The following is a 1,293-nucleotide window of genomic DNA, read 5'->3' on the forward strand; positions in this document are numbered from 1 at the left end:
GGTAGTGTTTAGAAATCTGTGTCATTTCAGTAATATTAAGAAAACAGGAGTGACACATGACTCAATCTTTCGACTTCAACAAAGCATTAGCTGAACTTCAATCTGGTAAAGGGTTAACTGGTGAAGATGGTGTTTTAACACCGCTAATTAAACAATTAACTGAAGCTGCACTCAGAGCAGAGCTAGAGCAGCATCTAGAATCTGATCTGCAACCAAACCGTAAGAACGGCACTAGCAAAAAAACCGTTAAATCATCTGTAGGTCAATTTGAACTTGAAACACCAAGAGACCGCGCTGGCTCCTTTGAACCGCAACTCGTTAAGAAAAACCAAACTAAGTTAACGCCAGAAATTGACCAAAAAGTCCTATCTATGTTTGCGTTAGGCATGAGCTATCGTGATATTCGCAGTCACATTCAAGAAATGTATGGCATTGAAGTATCAGAAGCCACAATAACCGCTGTGACTGACCAGCTAATACCAGAGCTTAAAGCGTGGCAATCTCGCAGTCTTGATGCGTTGTATCCATTTATCTGGCTTGACGCTATTCACTATAAAATCAAGGAAAATGGTCGCTACGTTAGCAAAGCGGTTTATACTGTGCTGGGTATTAATATTGAAGGCCGTAAAGAATTACTTGGCCTCTACGTATCAGAAAGCGAAGGTGCTAACTACTGGTTATCAGTGCTGACCGATTTACATAATCGTGGCGTATCCGATATTTTAATCGCCTGTGTTGATGGACTAAAAGGTTTCCCTGAAGCCATTGGCACTATCTATCCTGAAACAGAGGTTCAACAGTGCGTTATTCATCAAATTCGTAACTCGATGAAGTACGTAGCCTCTAAGCACCAAAAAGCCTTTATGGCTGACTTAAAACCCGTTTATCGTGCAGCAACTAAAGATGCCGCAGAAGCAGCACTGGATGAGCTAGATGATAAATGGGGCAAGCTATATCCCATTGTTATCGACTCTTGGCGTCGTAAATGGACGAACCTGTCGGTTTACTTCAAGTACCCAGATTACGTGCGAAAAGCCATTTATACCACCAATGCTATCGAGGCGGTTCACCGCCAGTTTAGGAAATTGACCAAGACTAAAGGCGCATTCCCGAATGAAAATAGCTTGATGAAATTATTGTATGCAGGCATATTGAACGCCTCGAAGAAATGGACAATGCCAATCCACAGTTGGAACCTGACATTGTCGCAATTAGCCATTCACTTCGAAGGTAGGTTAGATGGCGTGATAGATATTTAGCAATTTAGGCTGACACAGAATTCTGAACGCCCTC

General features: G+C 42.2%; 1 protein-coding gene. It reads left to right on the forward strand.

Annotation, left to right across the window (positions count from 1 at the left end):
• The first annotated feature begins 56 nt into the window (after window positions 1–56).
• Window positions 57–1,259: an IS256 family transposase gene (locus BG00_RS17075; RefSeq protein WP_036979834.1), complete on the forward strand. Its 1,203-nt coding sequence runs from the start codon at window positions 57–59 to the stop codon at window positions 1,257–1,259.
• The last annotated feature ends 34 nt before the right edge of the window (window positions 1,260–1,293 follow it).

The organism is Pseudoalteromonas sp. SCSIO_11900 (assembly GCF_000576475.1).
Classification (GTDB): Bacteria; Pseudomonadota; Gammaproteobacteria; order Enterobacterales; family Alteromonadaceae; genus Pseudoalteromonas; species Pseudoalteromonas tetraodonis.

What these genes read in the sequence shown, in the direction of transcription:
- BG00_RS17075 (WP_036979834.1), top strand. Translation starts at nt 57, where the DNA reads ATGACTCAATCTTTCGACTTCAACAAAGCATTAGCTGAACTTCAATCT.